This window comes from Rahnella aceris, assembly GCF_011684115.1.
Taxonomy (GTDB): Bacteria; Pseudomonadota; Gammaproteobacteria; order Enterobacterales; family Enterobacteriaceae; genus Rahnella; species Rahnella aceris.
This window is the reverse complement of sequence record NZ_JAADJV010000004.1, coordinates 79,601-105,595: the sequence shown is the minus strand read 5'-3', so window position 1 is coordinate 105,595 and position 25,995 is coordinate 79,601. Positions and strand designations below refer to the sequence as shown.

General features: G+C 53.3%; 24 protein-coding genes. 19 read left to right on the top strand and 5 right to left on the bottom strand.

The window, feature by feature from the left end; genetic code table 11:
* Window positions 1-63 precede the first annotated feature (63 nt).
* The 11 genes from pilM (at window position 64) to trpS (ending at window position 10,107) form a co-directional block, all read left to right on the top strand.
* Entirely contained in the window at window positions 64-903 is an 840-nt protein-coding gene (pilM, locus tag GW591_RS18745) for a pilus assembly protein PilM (protein WP_166861236.1), read from the top strand.
* Window positions 903-1,466, top strand: coding sequence for a PilN domain-containing protein (locus tag GW591_RS18740; protein WP_119261118.1), 564 nt, complete (start codon window positions 903-905; stop codon window positions 1,464-1,466). The genes pilM and GW591_RS18740 overlap by 1 nt, the downstream gene beginning before the upstream one ends.
* A complete protein-coding gene (locus GW591_RS18735; RefSeq protein ID WP_119261119.1) occupies window positions 1,463-2,323 on the top strand; it encodes a pilus assembly protein PilO in 861 nt (286 codons plus the stop codon). The genes GW591_RS18740 and GW591_RS18735 overlap by 4 nt, the downstream gene beginning before the upstream one ends.
* Window positions 2,323-3,585, top strand: a complete 1,263-nt coding sequence (gene hofQ / locus GW591_RS18730; RefSeq protein ID WP_112198413.1) for a DNA uptake porin HofQ — start codon at window positions 2,323-2,325, stop codon at window positions 3,583-3,585. Before GW591_RS18735 ends, hofQ begins: the two co-directional genes overlap by 1 nt.
* A gap of 348 nt (window positions 3,586-3,933) precedes the next feature.
* Window positions 3,934-4,455 carry a shikimate kinase AroK gene (gene aroK / locus GW591_RS18725; RefSeq protein ID WP_014333540.1) on the top strand — a complete coding sequence of 174 codons (522 nt, stop codon included), beginning with the start codon at window positions 3,934-3,936 and terminating at the stop codon, window positions 4,453-4,455.
* 57 nt (window positions 4,456-4,512) lie between these two features.
* Window positions 4,513-5,595 carry a 3-dehydroquinate synthase gene (aroB, locus tag GW591_RS18720; RefSeq protein WP_121019991.1) on the top strand — a complete coding sequence of 361 codons (1,083 nt, stop codon included), beginning with the start codon at window positions 4,513-4,515 and terminating at the stop codon, window positions 5,593-5,595.
* A gap of 127 nt (window positions 5,596-5,722) precedes the next feature.
* A complete protein-coding gene (locus GW591_RS18715) occupies window positions 5,723-6,772 on the top strand; it encodes an SPOR domain-containing protein (protein WP_112151928.1) in 1,050 nt (349 codons plus the stop codon).
* An 82-nt stretch (window positions 6,773-6,854) separates the two neighbouring features.
* Window positions 6,855-7,670, top strand: a complete 816-nt coding sequence (gene dam, locus GW591_RS18710) for an adenine-specific DNA-methyltransferase (RefSeq protein WP_013573618.1) — start codon at window positions 6,855-6,857, stop codon at window positions 7,668-7,670.
* Between the two features lie 50 nt (window positions 7,671-7,720).
* Entirely contained in the window at window positions 7,721-8,398 is a 678-nt protein-coding gene (gene rpe / locus GW591_RS18705) for a ribulose-phosphate 3-epimerase (RefSeq protein ID WP_014333544.1), read from the top strand.
* Window positions 8,391-9,089, top strand: coding sequence for a phosphoglycolate phosphatase (locus tag GW591_RS18700; RefSeq protein ID WP_013573620.1), 699 nt, complete (start codon window positions 8,391-8,393; stop codon window positions 9,087-9,089). Before rpe ends, GW591_RS18700 begins: the two co-directional genes overlap by 8 nt.
* A 1-nt stretch (window position 9,090) precedes the next feature.
* A complete protein-coding gene (trpS, locus tag GW591_RS18695; RefSeq protein WP_037033655.1) occupies window positions 9,091-10,107 on the top strand; it encodes a tryptophan--tRNA ligase in 1,017 nt (338 codons plus the stop codon).
* 64 nt (window positions 10,108-10,171) lie between these two features.
* On the opposite strand, the gene GW591_RS18690 is transcribed toward trpS, so the two are convergent.
* From GW591_RS18690 to nirB, 5 genes are all read right to left on the bottom strand, one after another.
* Entirely contained in the window at window positions 10,172-11,890 is a 1,719-nt protein-coding gene (locus GW591_RS18690) for a ShlB/FhaC/HecB family hemolysin secretion/activation protein (RefSeq protein WP_379670870.1), read from the bottom strand.
* A 100-nt stretch (window positions 11,891-11,990) separates the two neighbouring features.
* Window positions 11,991-13,121, bottom strand: coding sequence for a collagen-like triple helix repeat-containing protein (locus GW591_RS18685; protein WP_037033653.1), 1,131 nt, complete (start codon window positions 13,119-13,121; stop codon window positions 11,991-11,993).
* Window positions 13,122-13,359: 238 nt separating this feature from the next.
* Window positions 13,360-14,742, bottom strand: a complete 1,383-nt coding sequence (gene cysG / locus GW591_RS18680; protein ID WP_166861234.1) for a siroheme synthase CysG — start codon at window positions 14,740-14,742, stop codon at window positions 13,360-13,362.
* A 91-nt stretch (window positions 14,743-14,833) separates the two neighbouring features.
* Complete coding sequence (gene nirD / locus GW591_RS18675) at window positions 14,834-15,184, bottom strand: nitrite reductase small subunit NirD (RefSeq protein WP_121019990.1); 351 nt, start codon at window positions 15,182-15,184, stop codon at window positions 14,834-14,836.
* On the bottom strand, window positions 15,181-17,733 hold the full coding sequence (nirB, locus tag GW591_RS18670) for a nitrite reductase large subunit NirB (protein ID WP_112198417.1): 2,553 nt from the start codon (window positions 17,731-17,733) through the stop codon (window positions 15,181-15,183). Before nirB ends, nirD begins: the two co-directional genes overlap by 4 nt.
* 223 nt (window positions 17,734-17,956) lie before the next feature.
* Here nirB and GW591_RS18665 point away from each other — a divergent pair, with 223 nt between their 5' ends.
* The 8 genes from GW591_RS18665 to argD all read left to right on the top strand — a co-directional run bounded on the left by GW591_RS18665 (window position 17,957) and on the right by argD (window position 25,919).
* Window positions 17,957-19,240 (top strand): cytosine deaminase, encoded by a 1,284-nt coding sequence (locus tag GW591_RS18665; RefSeq protein ID WP_013573625.1) that lies wholly within the window; start codon window positions 17,957-17,959, stop codon window positions 19,238-19,240.
* A 145-nt stretch (window positions 19,241-19,385) separates the two neighbouring features.
* Window positions 19,386-19,952 carry a peptidylprolyl isomerase A gene (gene ppiA / locus GW591_RS18660; protein ID WP_013573626.1) on the top strand — a complete coding sequence of 189 codons (567 nt, stop codon included), beginning with the start codon at window positions 19,386-19,388 and terminating at the stop codon, window positions 19,950-19,952.
* 141 nt (window positions 19,953-20,093) lie between these two features.
* Window positions 20,094-21,617, top strand: a complete 1,524-nt coding sequence (locus GW591_RS18655; protein ID WP_037033645.1) for a helicase HerA-like C-terminal domain-containing protein — start codon at window positions 20,094-20,096, stop codon at window positions 21,615-21,617.
* 243 nt (window positions 21,618-21,860) lie between these two features.
* Complete coding sequence (locus tag GW591_RS18650; protein ID WP_121019989.1) at window positions 21,861-23,066, top strand: aldose 1-epimerase family protein; 1,206 nt, start codon at window positions 21,861-21,863, stop codon at window positions 23,064-23,066.
* A 97-nt stretch (window positions 23,067-23,163) separates the two neighbouring features.
* Window positions 23,164-23,334: a YhfG family protein gene (locus GW591_RS18645; protein ID WP_013573629.1), complete on the top strand. Its 171-nt coding sequence runs from the start codon at window positions 23,164-23,166 to the stop codon at window positions 23,332-23,334.
* On the top strand, window positions 23,324-23,926 hold the full coding sequence (locus tag GW591_RS18640; protein WP_166861232.1) for a putative adenosine monophosphate-protein transferase Fic: 603 nt from the start codon (window positions 23,324-23,326) through the stop codon (window positions 23,924-23,926). Before GW591_RS18645 ends, GW591_RS18640 begins: the two co-directional genes overlap by 11 nt.
* A 76-nt stretch (window positions 23,927-24,002) precedes the next feature.
* On the top strand, window positions 24,003-24,578 hold the full coding sequence (locus GW591_RS18635; RefSeq protein WP_013573631.1) for an aminodeoxychorismate synthase component II: 576 nt from the start codon (window positions 24,003-24,005) through the stop codon (window positions 24,576-24,578).
* 123 nt (window positions 24,579-24,701) lie between these two features.
* Window positions 24,702-25,919: a bifunctional acetylornithine/succinyldiaminopimelate transaminase gene (gene argD, locus GW591_RS18630; RefSeq protein WP_013573632.1), complete on the top strand. Its 1,218-nt coding sequence runs from the start codon at window positions 24,702-24,704 to the stop codon at window positions 25,917-25,919.
* Window positions 25,920-25,995: the final 76 nt, after the last annotated feature.

Genomic DNA, 25,995 nt, shown 5'->3' with positions numbered 1-25,995 from the left:
AAGGCAAGCCAGCAACATGGATACGTTCTTTTATTTACCTGACGATATGGAGATTGGGCGAAAATGCGACTACAAGCATGGCAGGTAGGTCTGGATATTCAAGCCGGTTTTGCCCGTGCGATCGCCGTTCAGCGGCGGCGTCATGGCTGGCAATTACGTCACTGGTGGCAGCATCCTTTGCCTCCTTTCACATTGCGGGAGGGGATATTACATGAGACCGCGCCGCTGATCGCCCTTTTATCGTGCTGGCGAAAAACGCTGCCGACGTCTTTTTCATTACGAATAAGCCTTCCTGCACAACGTATTATGCAACAGCGAATGGCCGCGCCCGATGCCCGGTTGGGTGAGCCGCAGCGCAGTGCGTTTATTTTCGCTAACGCCGCGAAACAATTCCCCCTCGGCATGGAACATCTGGTGATGGACTACCGGGCTGATCCTCATGGTGATAATCAGTTGGTGGTTACAGCCGCAAGGCAGCAGGAAATTGAACAGTGGGTGCGATGCATGGTGCAGGCACGGTTGTTTCCGGATGCTATTGAACTGGCCCCTTGCGCACTTCAGATGGCGGCCTGTGCTGCCGGCGTTCCGGGTGATGCATTGCTGATTCATCCCCTTGACGATGCCTTTCTCTGGGCTTCGCCGCACAGCTTGCCGTTCCAGTTTGGCTTGCTGGATCACGCAGAGGCCATGACTGAAACCTCAATTTCTCAGAAGATCCGCACACAGTATCGCGCGGCCGCATTATGCCACGCGGAGGACTATTTCAGTGGCGAATCGCCATCTGCGGTAATGCAATGCTGGTCGCCATTAAGCGCAATCGCGCAATTGTCCGCGCCTTTGCCTGCGAATCCCGGTGCATTTGCGCCCGCCATCGGGCTGGCTATTCGTCAGGCGGATTACTGATGCTCCAGGTCAATTTATTACCGTGGCGAAAGCTGCGCCGTCAAAAGCGGATGCGTTGCTGGCTGAAGATTTTCGTTTCGTTTCCGGTCTCTGTGGTGGTCTGTGCCTGGCTTCTGGCCGCTTTCATTGCGCAGGAGCGGACGTTATTGCAGGTGAAGCTGTCAGCGCTAAATTCAGGCATTCAAAAGATTATGCTTCAGCAGCGTCGTGTGGAGGCCGCTTCAGCACAGGTAAAGGTTCTGACTGAAGCACGCCTTTTGAGCCACCAGCGTGTGCAGCGGAGCCGGGACTATCTGCAATTATTGGAGCTGCTGGCGTTAAAGATGCCCGAAGAACTGTGGCTGACTGAGCTGACAGAATATCAGGGAATGCTGACGTTAAAAGGTGAAGGGCGGTTGTACCACGACATTCTGGCATTGAGCGACATGCTGTCGGCAGGAGACTTGCTCAGCAAGGTCAGTCTTTCTGATGTACAGCAACAGCCCAACCAGAATCTGAGCTTCGTGATGAAAACGCAGTTTCGCGCTGAAAGGCCACTGCCTGCGCCGGAAGTACCGCAATGACCGGTTTTCTATCAGAGCGTATTGAACCGCTGATGGAAAAACCCGGCTGGCAGCGGGTATTCATTCTGACCGCATGTTTAGTGATGATGGTTTTAACGCTGTATCAGTTCGGATTGCGCGGATTATGGCAGCAACAGGAAACCCTGAAACGGGAGATTGACATCGCACAACAGACCCTTTCCCTGGCTCAGGTGACGCTAATGCGCATGATTCCACTGGAAAGACTGGATCAGGAACTGGCCGGTAATGCGACATCACTGCGCAAAAGCCTGCCTCTGGAGCAAGCGTTTTCCCGGCCACTGAAAGACTCTCAGGCGGTGCTGATTCGCTGGCAACCCGTTTCGCAACCGAAACAAGAACCGCAGGGTGAATTGCAATTGCAGGTGACTTTTACCGAACTGATGCATTTTCTTCATGCGCTGTTGCAACGTCCCGAACAGCCTGCGTTTAGCGAGCTGAATCTGCATACCACCGGTAGTGGTGGGATGAAAGCATCAGTGTTACTGACACAAACTGCGCCAGCGGCGGAGTTTGTTAGCGGTGTCGTCGCGTCGAAAGCCGTGCGTGATCCGTTTAATACGCCACAGACACCCGACTGTGCTGGTGTTTCTCCGTTATCTGAATGGCTGTTAAGCGGGATTTCAGATGTCGGAGGGCAACGTTATGGCTGGCTGCTTTCTCCGCAGGGGCGCTGGAATAAAGTCGAAACAGGTTCACTCGTTGGGATGCCGCAATGGACGGTTGAAGTGCTCAGCAGTGTGCAGGTTGAACTTAGCCTCAGTGACGCACGTTGCGGCTTACAGCGTCAGATTATCAGGCTGGGTAAAGGTAATGATTCTCCAGGGAAAGGAAAATAATGAAATACGTAAATAAACGGATTGTGCTGTTTTTGCTGTGTTTATGTCTTAGCCCGGTGAAAGCCGGTACGCCACCGCTGATTTCGCTGGAGTTTCAGTCCTCGCCGGTCGGCTTGGTATTGCAGGCGCTGGCGGATGCCCGGCAACTGAATCTGGTCACCGCACCGGGTTTGGACGGGCAGATAAGTGTGAAACTCAAAGATGTGCCGTGGCAGCAGGCGCTCGACATCATTCTGCAAATGAACCATCTCACCAGTCAGTTGCAGGGCAACGTTTTATTGGTGTCGCCTGAAGAAGACCCGCAGGTTGTACAACAGCGGATAAAAGATGCCGCCGATCAGCAGGCGCTGCAAAGCCCGCTGATCAGCCTCACCGTCCCTTTGCAATATGCGGATGCGAAAGAGACGGCGCTTAGCCTGAACGCTCAGAAAGGATCGCTGTTGTCGCAAAAAGGCAATGCTTCTGCAGATACCCGCACCAATACGCTATTGTTACGTGACACGCAGGCGGCGCTGGATGTGGTGGCACCGTGGGTAAAGGAGATGGATTTACCCCTCCAGCAGGTCCAGCTGGCGGCGCATATCGTCACCATGAACAGCGAAAGCCTGCGCGAACTTGGAGTGCGCTGGGGATTTACCGGGGAGGAACCCATTACAAAAGCGGTGCGCATGAACAATTTCAGTATGGGAATGCCGGTCGAAAATCCGATATTTACTGCCGGCTTCAATCTTGCACACATCAGCGGGCGGATCCTTGATCTCGAACTGACGGCGCTTGAGCAGGAAGATAAGGTCGATATTATTGCCAGCCCGCGGCTGCTGACGGCGCATATGCAGACTGCCAGTATTAAACAGGGAACGGAAATCCCGTATCAGGTTTCCAGCGGGGCGAGTGGCAGCACGTCGATCGAATTCAAAGAAGCGGTGCTGGGAATGGAAGTCATGCCGAAAATTCAGCGTGACGGGCGTATTCAACTGGCGTTGCAGATTAGCCAGAACATGCCGGGGCGAAGTATCAAACAGTCCGAAGGCGAGGCGCTGGCGATCGATAAGCAGGAAATAAAAACCCAGGTGACGGTAAAAAACGGGGAAACGATCGTACTCGGCGGGATATTCCAGCGTAAAAACCAAAAAACGGATACGAAAGTCCCTGTCCTGGGTGACATTCCGGTGGTCGGTTCTTTGTTTAAACACCAATACACCAATGAACAGCGGCGTGAGTTGGTGATTTTCATCACTCCGACCTTAATCCTCACCCGTTAAATGGGTATTCTTACCCCTTGTAAATGACTTAATAACGTTGAGCGCATGCAACTTTTTGTGTTGCAAGAGGCTTCTGAGTTTGACGCTGCCGTCGATTTAGCTTACAAGGGTTACCGAATTGAGCACCGTGATCTTTTTATTACGACAGACACGCCGATAAAAACGTACGGTTTCCCTCCTGCGGCGTGCAAAGTGATTTATTCGGTTGCCAAACTACCAAGAGTGTTGAGATAATTTTTTTCTGATCTCGCACTATATCGCTCATGAGGTTTCAGTTTAGGTCCCGCCGCTAATTTGATTGGCGGGGCGGGTTATCATCAACGAATTGTCTTAGTAATACCGAAAAACATGGCAGAGAAACGCAATATCTTTCTGGTTGGGCCTATGGGTGCCGGCAAAAGCACTATTGGTCGACAGTTAGCTCAGCAACTCAATATGGAGTTTTTCGACTCCGATCACGAAATTGAGCGACGTACCGGAGCTGATGTGGGCTGGGTATTTGATTTGGAAGGCGAAGACGGATTCCGCGACCGCGAAGAAAAAGTGATCAACGAACTGACCGAAAAACAAGGCATTGTTCTGGCGACAGGTGGCGGTTCCGTGAAATCACGTGAAACCCGTAACCGTTTGTCAGCGCGTGGCGTTGTCGTCTATCTTGAAACTACCATCGAAAAACAACTGGCGCGTACACAACGCGACAAAAAACGTCCATTATTACAAGTGAGTGCTCCGCCGCGTGAAGTGCTTGAAGCACTGGCGAGAGAGCGCAATCCTTTGTATGAAGAGATTGCCGACGTCACTATTCGTACCGATGATCAAAGTGCCAAAGTCGTTGCTAACCAGATTATCAATATGCTGGAAAGTAACTGATTATTGGTGTCCATCATTGCCTGAGGGTGTCAGTTAAAGAAGGTCACAGAGCACGACATGGAGAGGATTACCGTAACGTTAGGGGAGCGTAGCTACCCCATTACGATTGCTGCCGGATTGTTCCACGATCCGGCTTCTTTTATGCCGGTAAAGGCAGGCGATCAGGTCATGATAGTGACCAATGAAACCCTTGCCCCTCTCTATCTGGATGCAATTCGTTCAGTGCTGGAGCAGGCAGGCGTTCGTGTTGATCAGGTCATTTTGCCTGATGGTGAACAATACAAATCCCTGACTGTTCTGAATGACGTGTTCTCCGCGCTACTCGAAAAGCCGCACGGACGTGATACGACTTTGATCGCTCTTGGTGGTGGCGTAGTCGGTGATTTAACCGGCTTCGCTGCAGCCAGTTATCAGCGCGGTGTACGCTTTGTTCAGGTGCCAACCACGCTGCTTTCTCAGGTTGATTCCTCCGTTGGCGGTAAAACAGCGGTAAACCATCCGCTCGGGAAAAACATGATCGGCGCTTTTTATCAGCCTGCGTCGGTGGTGGTTGATCTCGACTGTCTGCAAACTCTGCCTGCCCGTGAAATGTCATCGGGTCTTGCGGAAGTTATCAAATACGGCATTATTTTGGATGCTGATTTCTTTGTGTGGCTTGAAGACAACATGGACGCTTTACTGGCGCTGGATATGAATGCGCTGGCGTATTGCATCCGTCGTTGCTGCGAGCTGAAAGCCGAGGTTGTGGCTGCCGATGAACGTGAAAACGGACTGCGCGCCTTGCTGAATCTGGGCCATACTTACGGCCATGCTATTGAAGCAGAAATGGGTTACGGTAACTGGTTACATGGCGAAGCTGTGGCAGCTGGAATGGTGATGGCTTGTTATACGGCCCATCGCCTGGGGCAGTTCAGTCTGGGTGATATCGCCCGGGTGAAAGCCCTGCTGACCCGCGCAGGTTTGCCTGTGACGGGCCCCGAAGTTATGGACGCGCAGTCTTATCTGCCGCACATGATGCGTGATAAGAAAGTACTGGCTGGCGAGCTGCGTCTGGTTTTACCGAAAGCAATTGGTCAGTCTGAAGTACGCTCCGGCGTATCGCATGAAATGGTGCTGGCTTCGATTGAAGATTGCCGTTAAGACTGTGGCCATAATGATGGCCAGATAACGACCGATTTTACGTTTGCCAGCAAAGCTTTATATTTTTAGTCAGGATAGTTGCTCCGCGTAAAGCCTCTTGAGGCTTTTGCCGGGTTGGAGGTTTTAGATGGATGATTTAACACCGGAAGACGATCTCAAACCAGACACCAGCGATCGCCGCCCACCGCGCGCGCGTAAACCGTCTCCTTCCATTCCAAAAGTCGCTGTATCCCGTCAGTACGTGATGATCGGCATCGGGATTGTGGTGCTGGTATTGCTGATTGTCGGTATCGGCTCAGCCATGAAGTCACCTTCCTCCAGCCAGCCTGCTCAGCAGACCAATGGTCCGAAAGACATCAGTCTCTCAGGTAACGATGCTGCGGCACCTGCTCAACCTTCTGCTCAGGCTCAGGCTAATACGGCGCAAGCCGTAGACGGTCAACAGCCAGCTGATGGCCAGCAACCGAAGAGTATCGGTTTACCGCCAGTTTCCCCGACACCAACCGAAGCCGAGCCTGTTCCCAATAATGGTCAGGCGAAAGAACGTGTCGATTTGCCGGGTGATATGAGCGATGCGCTTTCTTCCCAGCAAAATCAGGTCGATGGCGTGGCACAAGGCAGTATGGCACCTGCGGCTCAGTCACTGACTTCTTTGCCGACCGCACCAGCGACCGTCAACGGTTCAGCTCATACTCAGGCGCCGGCAGGTTCTCAGCCGTCAGCCACCCATGTACGTCCGGCACAGTCTTCGCGTAATGCGCAGCCTGCTCATACCTCGAAACAGGCTGAGCATAAGACATCAGCAACGGCGTCGCATACCGCGAAAACGCCGGCAACCAAATCCTCCGCGTCACCTGCTCCGGTTGCCTCTGCACCGGCAACAGCTTCTGGCAGCACGTCTGCCATTAAGTCTGCGCCAGGTACGCACTTTACCCTGCAACTGAGCGGCGCTTCTCAGTCCAATACACTGAATGCGTTTGCAAAACAGCAGGGCCTGAAAAATTATCTGGTTTATCAGACCGCCCGCGACGGGAAGCCGTGGTTTGTACTGGTGAGTGGTAACTACGCTTCTTCTGCAGAAGCCAAACGTGCTATTTCCAGCTTGCCTGCGGAAGTTCAGGCGAAAAAACCGTGGGTCAAGCCTGTACATCAGGTACAGCAAGACCTGAAAAAATGAAACTGATCTCAACGCGATTTGCTGTCTAAAAACAGGATACAATCCGCGGCTGTGAATTGTATATAAGTAGCTAACTGACGGCATGAAGAAGAACCGCGCGTTTTTGAAGTGGGCTGGCGGCAAATACCCGCTGATTGATGACATCAAACGTCATCTTCCGGTGGGAGATTGTCTGATTGAGCCTTTTGTTGGCGCGGGCTCCGTATTTTTGAATACCGAGTATGACGCTTATATTCTGGCGGACATCAATAGCGACCTGATCAATCTCTACAACATTGTGAAGACACGCACTGAAGAATTTGTGCGTGATGCTCACGTGCTTTTTACGCCAGAGTTTAACGAATCAGATCGTTTTTACGGCCTGAGGGCTGAGTTTAATGCCAGCAGCGATACTTATCGTCGCTCGGTACTTTTCCTCTATCTTAACCGCCATTGTTACAACGGCCTGTGTCGTTATAATCTCAGTGGCGCGTTTAATGTGCCTTTCGGGCGTTATAAAAAGCCTTATTTTCCTGAAGAAGAACTCTACTGGTTTGCTGAAAAAGCGAAGAATGCAGTATTCGTGTGTGAGCATTATCAGGACACGTTGCTGAAAGCGCAGTCTGGCTCGGTGGTTTATTGTGATCCGCCTTATGCCCCGCTTTCTGCGACAGCAAATTTTACGGCGTACCACACCAACAGTTTTAGCATGGATGATCAGCGTAATCTGGCTCGTCTGGCGTATCAGCTTTCCAATGAGAACGATGTGCCGGTGCTGATTTCCAACCACGAAACACCACTTACGCTGGAATGGTATGCACAGGCGAAACAGCTGCACCGCGTGTCAGCGCGCCGCACTATCAGCAGTAAAGTTGCCCAGCGCAGCATGGTGAATGAACTTTTAGCGCTATATCGCTGATTACCGGCCAAGCGGTGATCATCGGATAAACCTATCGTTTGGAGAAGCGGATGAAACAGTTTTTGATTGCACCGTCCATTCTGTCTGCTGACTTTGCCCGTTTGGGCGAAGACACAGCGAAAGCTCTGGAAGCGGGCGGAGATGTGGTCCATTTTGATGTGATGGACAACCACTACGTCCCCAATCTGACGATGGGGCCAGCCATTCTTAAATCACTGCGTAACTACGGCATTACCGCGCCGATCGATGTTCACCTGATGGTCAAACCGGTTGATCGTCTGATCCCGGATTTTGCCGAAGCCGGTGCCTCTTACATTACTTTCCATCCCGAAGCGTCCGAGCATGTTGACCGCTCCCTGCAGCTGATTAAAAGCCATGGCTGTAAAGCCGGTCTGGTGTTTAACCCGGCAACCTCCCTGAGCTATCTCGAATACGTGATGGATAAACTCGACGTGATCCTGCTGATGTCAGTTAATCCTGGCTTCGGCGGGCAGTCGTTTATTCCAGGCACACTGGATAAACTGCGTCAGGTTCGCAAGATTATTGATGCCAGCGGTTATGACATTCGTCTGGAAGTAGACGGTGGTGTGAAAGCCGAAAATATCGGCGAAATCGCCGCTGCCGGTGCAGATATGTTTGTCGCCGGTTCCGCTATCTTCAATCAGCCGGATTACCGCACGGTGATTGACCATATGCGCAGTGAACTGGCTAAGGTCTCACATGACTGAAATTCTCGCCGCCCGCGGTTTAGGTTTTGACCTCGACGGTACGCTGGTCGACAGCGCGCCGGGTCTCTCTGAAGCCATGGATATGGCGCTGCGTGATTTCAATTTACCTGTCGCAGGCGTTGAGCGTCTCAGTACCTGGATTGGCAATGGTGCTGACGTGATGGTTGAACGTGCCGTTCGCTGGGCCGAAGGTGATTTGTCGCCAGAGTTTCTGCAGAAAGTGCGCGATAAATTCGATCACTATTATGCCGATACTGCCGCAGGTGGCAGCCGTTTATACCCGCAAGTCAAAGAGACGCTGGCTGCACTGGCCGCAGCCGGGCTGCCAATGGGGCTGGTGACCAACAAACCCACGCCTTTCATCGCGCCTTTGTTGCAATCGTTGGGTATCGACAGCTATTTCACGGTCGTGATTGGCGGCGACGATGTTGTGGCGAAAAAACCGCATCCGGCACCGGTCTACATGACCCTGGCACTGCTCGGATTGCGCGCCAGTGAAATGGTTTTTGTCGGTGATTCTCGCAATGATATTCATGCTGCGCAGGCCGCTGGTTGTCCGTGTGTGGGCATGACTTACGGCTATAACTACGGTGAAACTATCGCGCTGACCAAACCCGATCGCGTACTGGATAATTTCGCCGACCTTTTGCCCACTTTAGGGCTGTTATCTTTAAAAGATCAGGAAGCATAAAATGAGTAAACCCATCGTATTTAGTGGCGCACAGCCCTCAGGCGAATTGACCATTGGCAACTACATGGGTGCGCTGCGTCAATGGGTCAAAATGCAGGACGATTACGAATGCATTTACTGCATCGTCGATTTGCACGCGATCACCGTGCGTCAGGATGCGGAAAAGCTGCGCAAAGCGACGCTGGACACGCTGGCGCTGTATCTGGCGGTCGGCATTGATCCGAAGAAAAGTACCATCTTCGTGCAGTCTCATGTTCCTGAACATAGTCAGCTAAGCTGGGCGCTCAATTGCTACACCTATTTCGGTGAGCTGGGTCGTATGACGCAGTTTAAAGACAAATCAGCGCGCTATGAAACCTCCAACAGCGAAAGCATCACCGCTGGCCTGTTTGATTATCCGGTGCTGATGGCGGCGGATATTCTGCTGTACCAGACCAATCAGGTGCCGGTTGGTGAAGACCAGAAACAACATCTGGAACTGAGCCGCGATATCGCCGCACGTTTCAACGCACTTTATGGCGATGTGTTTACCGTGCCGGAGCCGTTCATTCCGAAATCCGGTGCACGCGTGATGTCATTGCAGGAACCGACCAAGAAGATGTCAAAGTCGGATGACAACCGTAAAAACGTGATTGGCCTGCTGGAAGATCCGAAAGCGGTGACCAAAAAAATTAAAAGCGCGATGACGGATTCTGAAGAGCCGCCAGTCATTCGTTACGACATTAAAAACAAGCCAGGCGTTTCTAACCTGCTGGATATCCTTTCTGGTGTGACGGGCAAAGCCATTCCTGAGCTGGAAGCTGAATTTGAAGGCCAGATGTATGGTCATCTGAAAGGTGCCGTTGCTGAAGCGGTTTCAGGCATGCTCACTGAAGTGCAGGAACGTTTTAACCGCTTCCGCAGTGACGAAGCTTATCTGCAACAGGTCATGAAAGAAGGGGCTGAGAAAGCCCGTGCCCGTGCCAGCGTGACGCTGAAGAAGGCCTACGAAGCTATTGGTTTCGTCAGCTACGAATAAGTCATGCCCGGCACTCCATCAAAAAGCCACGTCTTTTAAGACGTGGCTTTTTACTTTCAGGATTTCACGAGCCGGTGTTGAAGTTATAGGTAAAGGTCGCGTTATAGCGCCAGTCGCGGGACGAACTGTCGAGCGGCACATCGCCAATCGGTCTGGCGGCTTCCACGGATAATGAATAGTGACGGTTATCGCCAAACATCACGCCAATGGCGTAAGACGACAGATTTTGTTTGGGCAGCCCCGGCTGGTTAAATCCGGTATGTGCGGCATCTACCACGGCGTAAGGCTGAATGGTTTTTAGCCATTCTCCCTGTTCCAGACTGTGGATATAACGCATTTCCACTTGTCCGCCGACACCGTAATCCCCCTGGGCATCACTGTCCGGATAACCGCGCCCGTAATGCAGCGCACCAAAATTCACACGCTCCGGTTCAGGTAAATCATTATCCGACCAGTCACCTTCCACGGATGAACTTAACCGCCATTTTTTATCGAACAGATAGGCCGCATCGCCGTTAAATTTCCAGCGGGTAAACGTCAGATCTGCATTGGGTGTGGAGTTCGTCGCCCCCAGACCGTCGATCCCCTGACGGACATTGAAGGTGGTATTCCAGTAAGCCTGATCATATTCCCGGTAGCCGGTCAGTGACAATTCTGCGGCCGGATAGCGGATCCGCTGGCTGACCTGCGGCAGGTCAATCTGCTGATTGCCCAGCCTTGCCCGCAAATCGTATTGGTATTTTTTATCGAGATAATCCAGACCGCCGCTGACCGTCCATTGTTTTTTCCGCGTCAGCTGCAACGGATAGCTGAATACCACGCCGCCGTTATATTGTGTCTGGGTGTTTTGCGCCCCGACGTCGATGCCGTTGGGCAGCAGTAATATGCTGTTGTAATCCTTATCTTTCTGCTGGTAATAACTGCCTTTCAGCTGCATCAGCAACCCGTCGTCGCCAAGATATTGCTGATAGTTCAGACCGGCGTAGGTCTTACGGGTATCGCTTTCCAGCGGGATTAAGGTCGCAATGCCGAACTGCTCGCCGTAGGTGCTCAGGCCGCTTAGCGTGGCGTTAACCACGGCAGAACTGTCACCTTTGCGGGTATCTACGGCGGTGGCGATATTCCAGTTTCGCGGGCGTGTGGCGTCGACATTCAGCGTGGTGGCGCCGTAAATGTTGTTCGGATTATTGGCCGAGGCGCTGACTTTGGTATCCGGCGTGCGTCCCATCAGAAGGGTGTACCGTTCAAAGGCATCCTGCGTCAGCGGTTTCTCCGCCATGATATGTTGCGATAATTTACTCAGCCAGCGGCCCACCTGCTGATTGTCGCTGCGGATTTGCGTACCGGAAATGTATCCCTCCACCAGACCGATGCTGAGCACGCCCTCTTTAAAGTTATCGGCCGGAATATAGGCGTAAGAGAGAATAAAACCGTCGCGGTGATAGCGTTGGGTGATCGTGTCGGTGGCCGCCAGTAATGCCGAAAGCGGCACCTGTTTGCCGATAAAGGGGGCGAAGGGCGCGGCCAGTGAATCCAGCGGATACTGAGTGCCGCCGACAAACTGAATGTGTCTGACGTCAATCAGGGTCTGGGGTGTCAGGCTGGGAGGAGACTTTTGTGCGGGTAAGGCGATATTTTGCGTTTTGGCCGGAGGCTGGGAAATAGGCTCAGCCAGTTTGGCCGGGTTATTCGGGTCGATCAGGGTAGGAAACATATCTGCCGAGCTGTAGCCAATGGCAGAACCCAGTAAAGCCACTATGCAGGATTTTATTCTCATAAACATTCCTTTGAACGCACAGGGAAAAGTTACCACTCAGAGATGCCAGCCCGCTCTCCGCCAGAACCGGAGAGCGGGCTTTTTCTACCAACGCTCATTAACAGATTTACGGCGTGGTTTTGACTTTCAGACCCAGGCCGCCGGTCAGTCCTCCCACTGTGGTGCCTACCCCGGCCAGTAAACCGCCGGATTGCGTGACGGATGCGCCAGCGCCCGCCGAAATGCCGCCGGAATTGCTGGCGGTAGAGGTGGTCGTGCTGCTGGCAGGAACCAGAATGGTCCCGGTTTTAGACACGGCCTGTCCGGTGCCGGTGACCACCTGTCCGAGACCAGCCAGCGCCGGTGTGGTGGTTGCCAGTTGCGTCCCTGCGCCGCTGACGGTAGTGCCCACCTGATTCAGCAAGCCATTAACCGGTGCGCCCAGCCCTGTTGCGCCGCCGACGGCTTGTGTGGTGCCCTGAACTTTGGCGACAACGGGCGTCACGATACCGGTGGTCGCCGTGGTGACTTTAGAAAGCTCACCGGTTTGCACGTTTGTCGCTAATCCGTTACCCGTTGTGGTGACCACTTTCCCGACGTTATTGACCAGCCCGCCTGCTGCGGATGTCACGCCGCTGACCGGTGTTCCTGTGGTATTGGCAGCCAGCGAAGTCCCCAGCCCTGACACGCCGGTGCCCAAATCCGCCACGGCAATGGGGACGCCGGCGACGGTGGTGCCGACGGCGTTCGGGTTGGTGCCGAGTTGTCCCAGCCCGTTTTTCACGCCGCTGCCCACGTCAGTCACCGCTTTACCGGTACTGTCGATGATGGTCACGACGCCAGTCCCGGCGACCGGAATATTACTGATCGGTGTCTGGGTGGCGATGCTGCTGACCTGCGTACCCAGACCACTGACCGCGGTGCCTGCGCTGCTCAGGATCGTCGCGCTGGCAAGCGTGGTTGACGGTGTTGTCCCTGTTCCGCCGCCAGTCCCGGTTCCTCCACCGCTACCGGTGCCTGCCCCGGTACCCGATCCTGTGCCGCTTCCATTCCCGGCGGTGGAGGTTCCGTCACCGCCCGTTGAAGTCCCGGTCCCTGAACCTGTGCCATCGCCGGTCGTTGCTGAGCCGGTGGTGGACGTTTTTGCCGTATGAGAAGAACCGCCGCCGCCACTGCCGCTACAGGCAGCCAGTGACAGGGCGACTAAGATTGCCAGGGCAATCTTGTTAACATGACCAACATGAATGGTATGGCGCATGATTTGACCCTCCACGGGAGATTACGCCACAGTTGGCGTAATTAAAGTTTAAGTTGAAGATTCTGAATATTCCATTTGGGTGCAGTGATTATTTTGAATTTTGACTGATTCAGGTGAGATAACAGGAATTATGTTCTGTTATAAGATTTATCTTATAAGTGCGGGGAGAGAAGTGAATCTGAATTCACTTCTCTGAATTGATTAATAAAATAAATGGAGTTTTTTGAACAGAAGGGCATCACAGACAGGTTTCGCTGGCAAACCAGTTGAGTTTCTGACGTAAGCTCACCACGCTGCCGACAATAATCAGACTGGGGCTTTGCACCTTTTTCGCCAGATTTTCGAGCTCTGTGAGCTTCCCTGTCACCACTCGTTGTTGCTGGCTGGTGCCGTTTTCTACCAGTGCGACAGGCGTTTCTGCTGCCAGGCCATTCTCCAGCAACCGGCGCTGGATCTCTCCGGCCTGCGTAAGCCCCATATAAAACACCAGTGTTTGCTGAGTTTGCGCCATGCAGGCCCAGTCTAAAACTCCATCCTGCTTCGCATGGCCGGTGATCAGCCGCACGCTTTGCGCGTGGTCGCGGTGGGTCAGCGGAATACCGCTGTAAGCGGAACAACCGGAGGCCGCCGTGATGCCAGGTACCACGGAAAATGCGATACCTGCGGCTTTCAGTGCTTCCAGTTCTTCGCCGCCACGACCAAAGATAAACGGATCGCCCCCTTTGAGACGGACAACGCGTTTGCCCATCTGCGCCTGTTCCAGCAGGATTTCATTGATGCGCTCCTGCGGCACACAATGGTGTCCGGCACGTTTGCCCACGAAAATCCGCTCCGCGTCGCGACGTGCCAGATTCAGCACGCTGTCAGAAACCAGCCGGTCGTAAACCACCACGTCGGCCAGTTGCATCTGTTGCAAGCCTTTGAGCGTCAGTAATCCGGCATCGCCCGGTCCGGCGCCGACCAGAATCACTTCGCCATGTTTATCCACGGGCTCGCGGAATAATTCTTCAAGGTATTCGTGGCTTTGCACGTTGTCATTGTTCGCCAGCGACTGCGCCAGGCGATGATGATTAAACAGTTTTTCCCACCAGCGACGGCGCTCAGAAGCATCAGGAAAATGTGTTTTTACCCGCGCCCGCAATCCGCCCGCGACCTGTGCCAGTTTGCCCAGATGCTGCGGCAGAATGGATTCCAGACGTTCGCGCAGCAAACGCGCGAGTACCGGCGCATTACCGCCGGAAGACACCGCGATCATCAGCGGAGAACGGTCAATGATCGACGGCATGATCACGCTGGCACTTTCCGGCGCATCGACCACGTTGCAGAACACGCGGCGGTGATCTGCGGCTTCGCTGACTTCCTGATTCACCAGATCGGAATCGGTCGCAGCGATCACCAGCCATTTTTCATCCACCAGCAGCGGTGAAAATTCACCGCGTAACAGGCGGACTTTGCCTTCATCTGCCCAGATCTGAAATTGCGGCGTAAAGGTGAGGGCGTTCACCGTTAGTTTTGCGCCAGCTTCCAGCAGCAAACGCGCTTTACGCTCTGCAACATCACCGGCACCGACCAGTAAGCAGGCTCTGTTTTTTAACTGACAAAAAAGGGGCAGGTAATCCATAGATAATATTCTCTGAGGCGGCGTTCTTTGAAATAGCGTTCTTTGGAATGAATAATAACGCCGCCCGGAGGCGGCGTGGAAGGCGCGGCGTTTAGCCGATTTCAGCCCGAAGCCTGGCGGTGTTGATTTCCACATTTCCGTCCTGTACGCGGACCTCGTAAGCCGGAATCGAATACTGCTCGTCTTCCATGCAGACACCGTCGGTCAGGCGGAAATGCTGTTTTTTCAGCGGACTGGCTACCCAAAGCTCGCCCTGATGTTCAGCGATAATCCCGCGTGACAGCACGCTGGCCTGTGCGAAAGGGTCGATGTTCGACAGCGCAAAAATCTGCTCATCAGCATAAGGACGAAACAGCGCGACCTGCTGATCGCCTGCCAGTGCGCAAACACCGCATGCAGGCAGGATCTGGTGGACAGAACAAAGCGTTAACCATTGGCTCATAATACTTCCTCCCCGTCGGCGATTTGTCTTACCGGGATACGTTCGTCAGGACGCGCCGGACGATGTTGCTGACGCTCACCGACGAACTGCACGTTCGGGTCACGCTGGCTGCTGTTGATAAAGTGACTGAAGCGGGTTTGCGCCGCCGGATCGTTCAGCGTTTCCTGCCATTCACAAACCGCTGAGTCGCGCAGGCGTGTCAGTTCGGCTTCGAGCTGGTCGTTAATTCCCAGTTTGTTATCGATGATGACTTTACGCAGGTAGTCGATGCCGCCTTCGAGATTGTCCATCCAGACCGAGGTACGTTGCAGTTTATCGGCAGTGCGGATGTAGAACATCATGAAGCGGTCGAGGTAACGCAACAGGGTATCGTTATCCAGATCGGCCGCCAGTAAATCGCCATGACGAGGTTTCATGCCGCCGTTACCGCAGACGTACAGGTTCCAGCCGTTTTCCGTGGCGATAATCCCCACGTCTTTGCCCTGTGCTTCCGAGCATTCACGGGTACAACCGGACACGCCAAATTTCATTTTGTGGGGCGTGCGGATGCCTTTGTAGCGGTTTTCCAGGCTGATGCCGAAACCGAGGCTGTCGCCCACGCCGTAACGGCACCAGGTGCTGCCGACGCAGGTTTTTGCCATACGCAGGGCTTTGGCATAGGCCTGACCGGTTTCGAAGCCAGCGTTAATCAGTTTCTGCCAGATGGCGGGTAAATCGTCCTTTTGCGCGCCGAACATGCCGATACGCTGCGAGCCGGTAATTTTGGTGTAGAGATTGTATTCAGCTGCGATTTCACCAATTGCCTGCAAGCCTTGCGGTGTGATTTCACCGCCCGGCGAGCGCGGTATAACGGAATAGGTACCGTCTTTTTGCATGTTAGCAAGGAACACATCGTTGGTATCCTGCAATGGCGTGTGCTGCGGTTTCAGCACGTAATCGTTCCAGCAGGAAGCCAGCAGCGATCCGACGGTCGGTTTACAGACTTCACAACCGTAGCCTTTGCCGTATTTATTCAGCAAGTCGTCGAATGAGCGGATACCTTCCACGCGGATCAGGTGATAAAGCTCCTGGCGCGAATAGGCGAAGTGTTCGCACAGATGATGGTTAACTTCGATGCCTTGTTTGCTGAGTTCAGCATTTAGCACCTGCGTTACCAGCGGGATACAGCCGCCGCAACCGGTACCGGCTTTGGTCGCCGATTTCAGTGCCGCCACGGTGTGACAACCGCCCTGAACCGCTTTGATGATATCGCCTTTGGTGACGTCAAAACACGAACAGATTTGCGCGCTTTCCGGCAGGGCATCGGTGCCAATCACCGCGCCACCGCTGCCTGCGTGAGCGGGCAGGATCAGCGCATCGGGATTTTCCGGCAGTGGAATACTGTTCAGCACCAGTTGCAGCAGATTGCCGTAATCGCTGGTATCACCGACCAGCACGGCACCGAGCAGCGTTTTATTGTCTTCGCTGACCACCAGGCGTTTGTACAACGCTTTGGTTTCATCCAGATAAACGTAGCTGCGTGCGCCCGGCGTGCGGGCATGCGCGTCGCCGATACCGGCCACATCCACGCCTAACAGTTTCAGTTTGGCGCTCATGTCTGCGCCGGTGAAGGCGTTATCGCGACCGAGTAAATGATCAGCGGTGACCTGCGCCATTTTGTAGCCCGGTGCCACCAGACCGAAAGTACGCTGATTCCACGAAGCACATTCGCCGATGGCGTACACATCCGGGTCACTGGTCTGGCACTGGTCGTTAATCACAATGCCACCGCGCGGAGCGATCTCTAAATCACACTGGCGCGCCAGTTTGTCCTGCGGACGGATACCGGTGGAGAATACGATGAAATCGACTTCAAGGAAGGTGCCATCGGCGAACTCCATCGTTTTACGGGCAGACGTGCCGCCCTGAACAATCTGTTGAGTATTTTTGGCGGTGTGGACGCGTACGCCCATGCTTTCGATTTTCTGGCGTAGCTGGCTGCCGCCCTGCGTATCGAGTTGTTCCGCCATCAGGCCGGGGGCGAATTCTACCACGTGGGTTTCAACCCCGAGGTTTTTCAATGCACCGGCGGCTTCAAGGCCGAGTAGACCGCCGCCGACCACGGCACCGCGTTTGCTACGACGGGCGCAGGATTCGATGGCATGTAAGTCTTCAATGGTGCGGTAAACGAAGCAATCCTGACTGTCAGAACCCGCGATCGGCGGCACCCACGGGTAGGAGCCGGTGGCGATAATCAGTTTGTCGTAATACACCGTGCGGCCGCTGCTGGAATGAATGACTTTTTCACTGCGGTTGAGCGTAATCGCCCGTTCGCCAATCAGCACATTGACGTTATGTTTTTCGTAGAATCCTTCGCGAACCAGCGACAGTTCTTCGGCAGTATGATGTGAAAAATAAGAGGAAAGATGGACGCGGTCATAGGCCACGCGCGGCTCTTCACAAAATACCGTGATATCGAACTGGCCCGGTTCTGCTTTATCCAGTAAATCTTCGATAAAGCGATGGCCGACCATGCCGTTGCCAATAATCGCGATTCTGACTTTGCTCATAATTGCCTCAATATTGATTTTCTGAGGCTAAACATAACCCGCGCGTAACAGGGGGTATTGATGCAAATCAAGCCAGTTCCAATATACTCCTTAGGGGGTATTTGACTGATTTTATTGGGTTTTTACGTAACCTTTCGATTTATAAACACTTTCAGGCTATTGTTCTAAGATTGGCTTTAACATCACCGACAACGCAGTCTTACTAAAAATGATGAGGTAACGCGTGACGAAAACTCTTTTGCGTACCGTGAAAAATGTACGGTTGCCTGACCGGGAAGGGTTGTGGCAGATAGATATCGAAGGCGGCGTGATACGCCAGATTGTCCCTCAATGGGATAATGCCGACTATGGCGAGCATATCCTGGATGCTGAAGGGGGGTTGGCAATCCCTCCTTTTATCGAGCCGCACATTCATCTCGATACCACTCAAACCGCCGGTCAGCCAGCATGGAATCAGTCCGGTACGTTATTTGAAGGCATTGAACGCTGGGCAGAACGCAAGGCGCTGTTGTCGCATGAAGACGTCAAACAGCGCGCCTGGCAGACGCTAAAGTGGCAGATAGCCAACGGCATCCAGCATGTGCGCACCCATGTGGATGTGTCTGATCCGACGCTGACGGCACTCAAAGCCATGCTGGAAGTGAAAGCTGAAGTCGCGCCGTGGGTCACGCTGCAAATTGTGGCGTTTCCGCAGGAAGGCATCATGTCGTACCCGAACGGCGAAGCCTTGCTGGAAGAGGCGCTGAAGCTGGGCGCTGACGTCGTCGGTGCGATTCCCCATTTCGAGTTCACCCGCGAATACGGTGTGGAATCGCTGCATAAAACCTTCGAACTGGCGAAAAAATACGACAAGCTGATCGACGTCCATTGCGATGAAATTGACGATGAGCAGTCGCGTTTTGTCGAAACTGTGGCCGCGCTGGCCCTGCGTGAAAACATGGGCGCGCGCGTTACCGCCAGCCATACCACCGCGATGCATTCCTATAACGGCGCGTACACTTCGCGTTTATTCCGCTTGCTGAAAATGTCAGGTATCAACTTTGTCGCCAATCCGCTGGTCAATATCCACCTGCAGGGACGGTTTGACACCTATCCGAAACGCCGCGGTATTACGCGTGTGAAAGAAATGCTGGAGGCGGGGATCAACGTCTGTTTCGGCCATGATGATGTGTTTGACCCGTGGTATCCGCTCGGCACCGCCAATATGTTGCAGGTACTGCACATGGGGCTGCATGTCTGTCAGCTGATGGGATATCAGCAAATTAATGACGGGCTGAAGCTCATCACCACCTACAGCGCCCGCACTATGAATCTGCAAGGTTACGGTCTGGAAAGTGGCTATGCTGCCAGCCTGGTGATCCTGCCAGCACAAAGTGGTTTCGACGCGGTGCGCCGCCAGACACCGGTACAATATTCTCTGCGCGAGGGCGTACTGATCGCGCAAACACAGCTGGCAAAAACCCTCATCCATCTTGATGAAGATCACGCTGTGGATTTCAACAGCTAAGGCAGTGAAAAATATGATGTAATATTCTGAAATAATTGGAATATTTATTCCCAAGCGTAAATAAAGGTAAAGGTCTGGCGCTAAGCGTAAAGCCTCTTTAGAATCAGTGGGATCTGTTGTTTGTATTCTGAAGAAAGGAACCGTCATGTTTAAACGTACTTTAGTGGCCCTGACTGCGCTGCTATCCCTGACTGCAATGGAGCCTGTTCTTGCGGCCGCCCAAACCCATGTCATGCTGACCACTTCAGCGGGGAATATCGAATTGGAACTCGACAGTGCGAAGGCACCGGTTTCTGTGAAGAATTTCGTTGATTACGCTCAGAGCGGCTATTACAACAACACCATTTTCCACCGCGTGATCCCGGGCTTCATGGTGCAGGGTGGCGGTTTTACGGCTGACATGCAGCAAAAAGCGCCCAAAGAGCCGATCAAGAACGAAGCGGACAATGGCCTGCGTAACCTGCGCGGCACCATCGCCATGGCGCGTACTGCCGATAAAGACAGCGCGACCAGCCAGTTCTTCATCAACGTGGCAGATAACGCCTTCCTCGATCACGGTCAGCGTGATTTCGGCTATGCCGTATTCGGTAAAGTCATTAAAGGCATGGATGTGGTAGACAAAATGTCTCAGGTCAAAACGGATAATGTCGGGCCTTACCAGAACGTGCCGACGACGCCGATTGTGATCCTGTCTGCGAAAGTGCTGCCTTAATTTTTCAGCCCTTCCTCCAGAATACTGTTTTTCTAAGCCTCCGGTTCCGGGGGCTTTTTATTGCCTATTTATTGACGCCCCTTTGATGAGACTTATAGTTTTATAGAAAGCTCCCCGCCTGCCACTTTCAAGGACAATGAAATGAGTGAAGCCCGTCTGATTGCCAAAGCCATGAATGAAGGTAAACCGGTACAGGATCTGGTGATCCTTCCTGCGCTGGCGAACCGACATGGACTGATTACCGGCGCGACCGGTACCGGTAAAACCGTCACGCTGCAACGAATGGCCGAGCAGTTTTCCCGTATCGGTATTCCGGTTTTTCTGGCCGATGTGAAAGGGGATTTATCCGGTATTGGTGCTGAAGGTGTGGCGTCGGAAAAACTCGCCGCGCGGTTGAATGATATTGGCGTGACGGACTGGCAGCCGCAGGCATGCAGCATTATCCCGTGGGATATCTTTGGTGAAAAAGGCCATCCGATCCGCGCGACGATTTCTGACCTCGGGCCGCTGCTGCTGGCGCGATTGCTCGATCTTAATGACGTGCAAAGCGGCGTGCTGCAACTGGTGTTTAAGATTGCCGACGACAACGGCTTGTTGCTGCTCGATATGAAAGATTTGCGTGCCATGGTGCAGTTTACCGGTGATAACGCTAAACAGTTCCAGACGCAGTACGGCAATATTTCTTCCGCTTCCATCGGCGCCATTCAGCGAGGCTTGCTGACGCTGGAAGGTCAGGGCGCAAATCAGTTCTTCGGTGAGCCGATGCTGGATATTAATGACCTGATGAAAACCGACAAGAAAGGCCACGGTATTATCAACCTGCTGGCCGCGGATAAGCTGATTAATCAGCCTAAACTCTACTCCGTTTTCCTGCTGTGGCTGCTGGCTGAATTGTTTGAGCATCTGCCGGAAGTCGGTGACCCTGAGCAGCCCAAACTGGTGTTCTTCTTTGACGAAGCTCATCTGCTGTTCAATGACGCCCCGCAGGCGCTGCTGACAAAAATTGAACAGGTCGTGCGGCTGATCCGCTCCAAAGGCGTGGGTATTTACTTCGTGACGCAAAACCCGCTGGATATTCCTGACAGCGTGCTCGGGCAGCTCGGTAACCGCGTACAGCATGCCTTACGCGCCTTTACGCCGCGTGACCAGAAAGCGGTCAAAGCGGCGGCGCAAACACTGCGCGCGAATCCGGCTTTCGACGCTGAAACGGCGATCACTGAACTGGGCGTTGGCGAGGCGCTGGTGTCATTTCTGGATGAAAAGGGGCGTCCTGAAATCGTTGAGCGGGCGATGGTGATAGCGCCGGAATCGAAAATGGGCATGACTGGCGACGACGAACGTAACAAAGCGATCAACCAGTCGCCTCTGTATGGTCGCTATGAAGACAGCATAGACCGTGAATCGGCCTACGAAAAAATCACCGCACAAGGTTTCGGCACGATCAACACGCCGCAATCCACAGGCCCGGCCAAACCGGCGGCGCAAACCCCTTCCGGCGGTGGGCTGATGGGGGGACTGAATGAAATATTGTTCGGCAGCACCGGACCACGGGGGGGTAAACGTGACGGTGTGGTACAGGTTGCGGCAAAAAGCATGGCGCGTGATTTAGGTCGTCAGATCCTGCGTGGGGTTCTCGGTTCCATTATGGGAGGCCGTAAAAAGTAACATCCTTCTGCTAACGCGTATAAGCTGAAACGCATCAGCTTATGCGCGTCTCTTCCTGCCTGAGATCTCAGTTTCATTTGCAATTTCTCTCTGAAATTACGATTTTTTGCGAGGTCTGGCACGTTACTGCCTGTCATTTAGCATAAAAACCGCTCAACTTGAAGGCTGTCACGTTTTTCGCCTGCCGGACTTTGTAGGCTGAATTGCTTTTGGGCTAAATCAATTCAGCAAAAAGGGGTTATTGTGAAAAAATTACTCGTTACCGGGATCGTTCTGGGGCTTTTTTCGTGGCAGGCCACTGCACAAACCATCGTGCTGACGGATGCTGAAGCCGGTACAGAACTGGGAAACTGGAAGACTGACAACAAAAAGCTGAACATCGCGGGCGCGGATTTCAGCATCGAACAAAAAGTGCTTCACGGTGGCAAACAGGAAGGGTCAAAAGTCATCACTATTACCAGCAAAGGGCTGACGATTGCACTGAGCCCGACGCGCGGGATGGATTTACTGCACGTGACCGGCGATAACATCCGCTTAGGTTGGGATTCTCCGGTTCAGGAGGTGGTGAATCCGGCCTATATCAACCTTGAAAGCCGTAACGGCGTGGGCTGGCTGGAAGGTTTCAACGAAATGATGGTGCGTTGCGGCTTTGAATGGACCGGACATCCTGTTACTGCTGACGGCATGATTTACACGCTGCACGGTCGGGCGGGCAATACACCAGCCTCGAAAGTGGTGGTTGATATTGCCGATAAAGCCCCTTATGAAATCACGGTGCGCGGCTTGCTGAAAGAAGACACCTTTAAGAAAGCCAAGCTGGAAACCTGGACTGAGCTGCGTTACGTGCCGGGTAGTCATTCGTGGACCATCCACGACACCCTGACTAACCAGTCGGATTATCCGCGCGACTACCAGATTATTTATCACAGTAATTTCGGTCAGCCGATCCTTGAGCAGGGCGCCCGTTTCATTGCGCCGCTGAAATCAATTTCTCCGTTCAATGATTACGCCAAAAAAGGTTTAGCAGACTGGCAGACTTACGCCGGGCCAACCAAAGGCTTCGACGAGATGGTCTTTAACATGGTTCCGCTGGCGGATGCACAGGGTAAAACCATTGCTGGCGTAGTGAACAAAGCGGGCAACAAAGGAGCATCGATTGAATTCGATACCCATCAGTTGCCGCTGCTGACGCTGTGGAAAAACACCGACACTCTGAAGCAGGGTTACGTTACGGGTATCGAACCGGGCACCAACTATGCGTATCCGGTCACTATCGAACGTAAACAAGGCCGCGTAAAACAACTGCAACCCGGCCAGAGCACGGTGTTTGAACTGAAATATTCACTTCTGCCGGATGCGCAGGCGGTGAAACAGCTTGAGGATCGCGTGAAAACGCTTCAGGCAGATCATAAAACAGACGTGAACGAGACCCCTATCGCTGTTGAATAATCCGAGTTTAGGGCGCTGAAGCTGGCGCCCTTTTTTCTCTGTCTATACTTAACTCCACAAGGTATGTGCCCGAATGGCTGTACCCAGGGAGGAAATAATGGCGAAGAAATTGACACTCAGGCAGCAGGAAAAACTTTTTCGCGAACGTCAGCGGCAGAACTTTCAGGCCAGTAGCGCGCTGGATGGTTTGCAGGTTGAGGTTATCACGTTAGACAACGAACAAATTTCACAACGCCTCACCGAACTGAGGAAGCACTATGAACGATAAACTCGTGCCCGGTGCCGACCCTTACTATTATACCGGCATCAATGTGCTGAAAAACCGGCTGGAAATCCGTGAAGAACATCGTCTGTTGCAGGCCGAACTCGCATTTACTGCCCTGCGCGCGTCAGCGATGCCGCTTGGGCCTGCGGTGATGGGACTGCCGCATATGTGTGCGGTGCATCTGTCTTTGTTCCAGGATATTTACGCCTGGGCAGGCGAGTTCCGTGAAATCGATATCTACAAGGATGACACTCAGTTTTGCCATTTCGAATATATCGAAAAAGAGGGCAACGCGCTGATGCAGGAGCTTGAAGAAGAAGCGTTTCTGGTCGGGTTACCCCTGGATAATCTCGCTGAGCGTCTGGCTCACTATTACACCGGCCTGAATCTGCTGCATCCGTTCCGCGAAGGTAACGGACGTGCGCTGCGGATCTTCATCGAGCAACTGGTCATTCATGCTGGCTACGATATTGACTGGTCCAAAGTGGATCGTGAGCGCTGGCTGGCGGCCAATAAAACGGCGGTGTTTGGTGATGAATCCGAGCTGGTGGCAATTTTTAATACTGTTGTCAGTGAAATCCCGGAAGAACATTGATCGACAAAATACTGAGCCTGAGCTGAAAAATGCGTAGAATTGCCCGGTAAATTTTCCGACTTTTACCGGGTACACTATGCTGCTGCTGATCGACAACTACGATTCCTTCACCTACAACCTCTATCAATATTTTTGCGAGTTAGGTGCAGAGGTGAAAGTGATGCGTAATGATCAGCTGACGCTCACCGACATTGAACAGCTTTCCCCCTCACATCTGGTGATTTCTCCCGGCCCGTGTACGCCTGATCAGGCTGGCATTTCCCTGCAAGCGATTGCCCATTTCTCCGACCGTTTACCGATACTTGGCGTGTGCCTCGGGCATCAGGCGATGGCGCAGGCGTTCGGCGCGAGCATCGTCCGCGCCCGGCAGGCCATTCACGGCAAAACATCCCCTGTCCGCCATACCGGCAGGAGTGTCTTTACCGGGCTGAATAATCCGCTGACCGTGACGCGCTACCATTCGCTGGTGGTCGCGCCACAGACGCTGCCCGATTGTTTCGAGGTTACTGCATGGACAGAACGGGATGGTGGTCGTGACGACATTATGGGCATCATGCACAAAACCTTGCCGCTGCATGGCGTTCAGTTCCATCCTGAAAGCATTTTGAGCGAGCAGGGGCATCAGCTTTTGGATAATTTCCTTAAAATCTAATCAGTTAATATTGCTGAAAAAATTACTTACCCATCAGATGCGATTTCTGTTTGCCTGTATGTGATTTTTTATGCATATTTTGTGATTATATTTTCATATCAATGGTCGTGAGGGAGAAGGGTAATGGCGGAAAAATCATCGGTAGATCGGGGCACATTCGATAAAGTTATTTTGCCGGTTTATTCACCTGCGAAATTCATTCCCGTGAAAGGTAAAGGCAGTCGCGTGTGGGATCAGCAAGGGAACGAGTACGTTGATTTCGCCGGGGGTATCGCTGTGACGGCGCTTGGACATTGCCATCCGGCACTGGTGAAAGCATTGCACGAGCAGGGCGAAACCCTGTGGCATGTCAGTAACGTATTTACCAATGAACCCGCCCTTCGACTGGCGCAGAAGCTGATCGACGCCACCTTTGCCGACCGCGTATTCTTCGCCAACTCCGGCGCTGAAGCCAACGAAGCGGCCTTTAAACTGGCGCGCTATTACGCCTCGCACCGTCACAGCCCGTACAAAAGTAAGATCATCGCTTTCCATAATGCCTTCCACGGTCGCACGCTGTTCACGGTTTCCGTGGGTGGCCAGCCGAAATACTCCGACGGCTTCGGCCCGAAACCCGCTGATATTGTGCACGTGCCGTTCAATGATCTGGATGCCGTAAAAGCGGTGATCGACGACCACACCTGCGCCATTGTTGTCGAGCCTGTGCAAGGGGAGGGCGGTGTCACACCTGCGACCAAAGCGTTTCTGCAAGGTCTGCGTGAGCTTTGTGACAAACATCAGGCGCTGCTGGTGCTGGATGAAGTACAAAGCGGCATGGGGCGCAGCGGCAAGTTGTTCAGCTACATGCATTACGGCGTGACGCCGGACATCCTGACCACTGCCAAAGCGCTCGGCGGCGGTTTCCCGGTTTCCGCCATGCTGGCAACCGAAGACGTGGCCTCGGTGATGGAACCGGGCAAACACGGCACCACCTACGGCGGTAACCCGCTGGCCTGCGCCGTCGCCGAAGCCGCGCTGGATATCATCAATACGCCAGACGTGCTGGCCGGGATCAACGAGCGTCGCGAGAAATTCATCAGCGCGCTGGAGGCCATCAACCAGAAATATCACATCTTCAGCGAGTTCCGCGGCCAGGGTTTGCTGATCGGCGCCGAGCTTTCTGATGCGTATAAAAACCGCGCCGGAGAATTCCATGCCGCTGCAGCAGAATTCGGATTGATGATGCTGGTCGCCGGACCAAACGTGATGCGGTTTGCGCCATCGCTTGTTATCGACTTCGCGGATATTGAAGAAGGGATGGAAAGGTTTGAGAAAGCCGTGGGGAAAGTTTGCGGGGGGTGATCCCCACGCCCCCGTCTTGAAACGCTTGATCGAGACAATTTCGGTTTCTCACTAACATTTATCACATGGCCTCTCG

Excerpts from the sequence above, each read along its gene's own strand:
- GW591_RS18655 (WP_037033645.1), top strand. The coding sequence starts at position 20,094 with ATGAGTGAAGCCCGTCTGATTGCCAAAGCCATGAATGAAGGTAAACCG.
- nirB (WP_112198417.1), bottom strand. The coding sequence starts at position 17,733 with ATGAGCAAAGTCAGAATCGCGATTATTGGCAACGGCATGGTCGGCCAT.
- dam (WP_013573618.1), top strand. The coding sequence starts at position 6,855 with ATGAAGAAGAACCGCGCGTTTTTGAAGTGGGCTGGCGGCAAATACCCG.
- GW591_RS18700 (WP_013573620.1), top strand. The coding sequence starts at position 8,391 with ATGACTGAAATTCTCGCCGCCCGCGGTTTAGGTTTTGACCTCGACGGT.
- GW591_RS18685 (WP_037033653.1), bottom strand. The coding sequence starts at position 13,121 with ATGCGCCATACCATTCATGTTGGTCATGTTAACAAGATTGCCCTGGCA.
- GW591_RS18715 (WP_112151928.1), top strand. The coding sequence starts at position 5,723 with ATGGATGATTTAACACCGGAAGACGATCTCAAACCAGACACCAGCGAT.
- cysG (WP_166861234.1), bottom strand. The coding sequence starts at position 14,742 with ATGGATTACCTGCCCCTTTTTTGTCAGTTAAAAAACAGAGCCTGCTTA.
- GW591_RS18645 (WP_013573629.1), top strand. The coding sequence starts at position 23,164 with ATGGCGAAGAAATTGACACTCAGGCAGCAGGAAAAACTTTTTCGCGAA.
- GW591_RS18635 (WP_013573631.1), top strand. The coding sequence starts at position 24,003 with ATGCTGCTGCTGATCGACAACTACGATTCCTTCACCTACAACCTCTAT.
- GW591_RS18740 (WP_119261118.1), top strand. The coding sequence starts at position 903 with ATGCTCCAGGTCAATTTATTACCGTGGCGAAAGCTGCGCCGTCAAAAG.
- rpe (WP_014333544.1), top strand. The coding sequence starts at position 7,721 with ATGAAACAGTTTTTGATTGCACCGTCCATTCTGTCTGCTGACTTTGCC.
- hofQ (WP_112198413.1), top strand. The coding sequence starts at position 2,323 with ATGAAATACGTAAATAAACGGATTGTGCTGTTTTTGCTGTGTTTATGT.
- ppiA (WP_013573626.1), top strand. The coding sequence starts at position 19,386 with ATGTTTAAACGTACTTTAGTGGCCCTGACTGCGCTGCTATCCCTGACT.
- pilM (WP_166861236.1), top strand. The coding sequence starts at position 64 with ATGCGACTACAAGCATGGCAGGTAGGTCTGGATATTCAAGCCGGTTTT.
- nirD (WP_121019990.1), bottom strand. The coding sequence starts at position 15,184 with ATGAGCCAATGGTTAACGCTTTGTTCTGTCCACCAGATCCTGCCTGCA.
- aroB (WP_121019991.1), top strand. The coding sequence starts at position 4,513 with ATGGAGAGGATTACCGTAACGTTAGGGGAGCGTAGCTACCCCATTACG.
- GW591_RS18640 (WP_166861232.1), top strand. The coding sequence starts at position 23,324 with ATGAACGATAAACTCGTGCCCGGTGCCGACCCTTACTATTATACCGGC.
- GW591_RS18735 (WP_119261119.1), top strand. The coding sequence starts at position 1,463 with ATGACCGGTTTTCTATCAGAGCGTATTGAACCGCTGATGGAAAAACCC.
- aroK (WP_014333540.1), top strand. The coding sequence starts at position 3,934 with ATGGCAGAGAAACGCAATATCTTTCTGGTTGGGCCTATGGGTGCCGGC.
- GW591_RS18690 (WP_379670870.1), bottom strand. The coding sequence starts at position 11,890 with ATGTTTATGAGAATAAAATCCTGCATAGTGGCTTTACTGGGTTCTGCC.
- trpS (WP_037033655.1), top strand. The coding sequence starts at position 9,091 with ATGAGTAAACCCATCGTATTTAGTGGCGCACAGCCCTCAGGCGAATTG.
- argD (WP_013573632.1), top strand. The coding sequence starts at position 24,702 with ATGGCGGAAAAATCATCGGTAGATCGGGGCACATTCGATAAAGTTATT.